The 2,462-nt window shown below is 66.9% G+C and carries 3 protein-coding genes; 1 reads left to right on the plus strand and 2 read right to left on the minus strand.

All coding sequences use genetic code 11. The annotated features are described in order from the left end of the window. Nucleotides 1-1,107: sulfatase-like hydrolase/transferase (locus ELR45_RS19495; RefSeq protein ID WP_165367935.1), on the plus strand; the 1,107-nt coding region annotated here is incomplete at its 5' end. A 146-nt stretch (nucleotides 1,108-1,253) separates the two neighbouring features. Here the strand turns inward: ELR45_RS19495 and ELR45_RS19500 are convergent. Beyond that, nucleotides 1,254-2,126: an aldehyde dehydrogenase family protein gene (locus tag ELR45_RS19500; RefSeq protein ID WP_129667857.1), complete on the minus strand. Its 873-nt coding sequence runs from the start codon at nucleotides 2,124-2,126 to the stop codon at nucleotides 1,254-1,256. A 55-nt stretch (nucleotides 2,127-2,181) separates the two neighbouring features. Next, nucleotides 2,182-2,462: aldehyde dehydrogenase family protein (locus ELR45_RS41090; protein WP_240759885.1), on the minus strand; the 281-nt coding region annotated here is incomplete at its 5' end.

The raw sequence follows: 2,462 nt of genomic DNA on the forward strand, positions 1-2,462 counted from the left end.
GAGATGCTCATCCCGTCCGACTACTACACCGAGATGACGCGGCGCGGGCACGACGTGCAACCGATGCGGCACGGCCTGGGGCAGAACGAGCTGTACCCCGGCATGGCAACTGTGCCGGAGAGCCTGACGCTGACCTCATGGACAGCGGAGCGCTGCGTCGACTACATCCGTGAACGCCGCGACCCCACCGTTCCCTTCTTCCTGTGGTGCTCGTTCTCGAAGCCACACCCTCCGCTGGATCCGCCCGAGCCTTACTACTCGATGTATCGGGACAGCCCGATCCCGGAGCCGGTCTTCGGCGACTGGAGCGAGCCCGACCGCTGTCCGGAGGCGTTCAAACGAGCACGGGAGAGCTGGTCGCTCGACGTGATCCCGCCGGAGGTGATCCGGGCGGCCCGGGCCGCGTACTACGGGTTGGTCACCCACATTGACTACGCGATCGGCCGCGTGTTCGCGGCTTTGCAGGATTTGCGGCTGTTCGACGATGCGCTGCTCATGTTCACCTCTGACCACGGCGAGTATCTGGGCGACCACCACACGGGGGCGAAGACCTTCTTCCACGAGCCGTCGGCGCACGTCCCGTTCATCATGCGTCTTCCCAAGGCATGGGAGGATCGCCGGCATGGCAGCACGGTGTCGGATCCGGTCACGCACGCCGACGTGCTGCCCACCGTACTGGCCGCCGCCGGGCAGGACGCACCGCCTGACGTGGACGGGCAGGACTTGATCGCGCTCGCACGCGGCGAGCTTGCCGATCCGCGTCGGTACATCGACGGCGAGGGGCGCGTGCCGGACGCGAATTACCATGCGATCACCGACGGCCGGTGGAAGTACATCCACTATGCGGAGGGTGGCGTGGAGCAGCTCTTCGACCTGGACTCGGATCCGGACGAGCTCACGGATCTGAGCCGCTCGGCCGCGCACGAGAGCCGGCTGGAGGAGCTGAGACGAGAGCTGATCGACCTGCTGGTGCGACGGGGCTCGGACTGGGCGAAGGACGGACGCATGGTCAGCCACGATCCGCTCGGCGACACCACGCAGGACCGGCGGAACAACTCCTGGCCCGGCTACCACACCGAACGCCACGACGTCGACGTCCGCCATTAGGAGGCCGCAGCATGGCACCATGATCATCGAGTATTCGAGGGACTATAACCCCCATTATCCTCGATGATCATGGTGTCGGAAGCGTCCCCGGGTGATCAACTGATGTGACGGTCCCGGGCTGACGGCACCGGTGTCCATGCCGATCATCAGATGCCGACGGGATGCCAGACCGTCTTGGTCTCCAGGTACTGGGTGATGCGTTCCAATCCGGGCTCGGCCAGCCAGTCGGGTTCCGCGGCTGGGGCACGGAGGACACGCTTGAGGTTCTCCGCGGCGGCGAGCTCGAGTTCGCGGGCGTGCTCGTCGTCACCGGCGGCGCCGGCGAGATCGATGGCGTTGACGTCCATGTGTGAGGCGAGCGTGGGCGCGGTGTCTGCGATCCGGCCGGTGAGGATGTTGGCCACCCCGCCGGGGACGTCCGACGTCGCGAGCACCTCGCTGAGTGTGATGGCGGGTAGAGGCCGCTCGTACGACGATGCCAGGACGGCGGTATTGCCGCTCACCAGCGCCGGCGCCAGTACCGAGACCAGCCCGAGCAGCGACGAGCGCTGCGGCGCGAGGACCGCGACGACGCCGGTGGGCTCGGGGACCGAGAAGTCGAAGTAGGGCCCCGCCACCGGATTGCTGGACCCGAGCACCTGGGCGATCTTGTCCGACCATCCCGCGTACCAGACCCAGCGGTCGATCGCCTCGTCGACTGCCTTTTCGGCCTTGGCCCGGCTGAGTCCTTCACCGGCTGAGACCTCGTCGATGAACTGGGCACGGCGCCCCTCCATCACCTCAGCTACCCGGTACAGCACCTGACCACGGTTGTAGGCCGTGGCACCCGACCAGCCGATGAAAGCCTTACGAGCGGCCGCGACGGCATCGCGGGCGTCCTTGCGGGAGGCGAACGCGGCATTGGCCAAGAAGTTTCCCTTGGCATCGGTGACCTCGTACGACCGCCCGGACTCCGAACGGGGGAACTTCCCGCCGATGTACAGCTTGTACGTCTTCTTCACGGCCAACCGTTCGCTCATGTGATCACGCTCAGCTTCTCACTCGTCGTTCCCGGCTGGGTGCGTCGTCGTCCGATCACGCCGCTTCTGCCGCCTTCAGGTAGGCCTGCAGGCCGTGCCGGCCGCCTTCGCGCCCGTAGCCGGACTCCTTGTAGCCGCCGAACGGCGACGTCGGGTCGAACCGGTTGAAGGTGTTCGCCCACACCACCCCGGCCCGCAGCTGCTGCGACATCCACAGGATCCGTGAACCCTTGTCGGTCCAGACCCCGGCGGACAGGCCGTACGGGGTGTTGTTGGCCTTCTCCACGGCCTCGGCCGGTGTGCGGAAGGTCAGTACGGACAGCACCGGCCCGAAGA

The sequence above is a fragment of the Phytoactinopolyspora endophytica genome (genome assembly GCF_004138495.1).
GTDB lineage: Bacteria > Actinomycetota > Actinomycetes > Jiangellales > Jiangellaceae > Phytoactinopolyspora > Phytoactinopolyspora endophytica.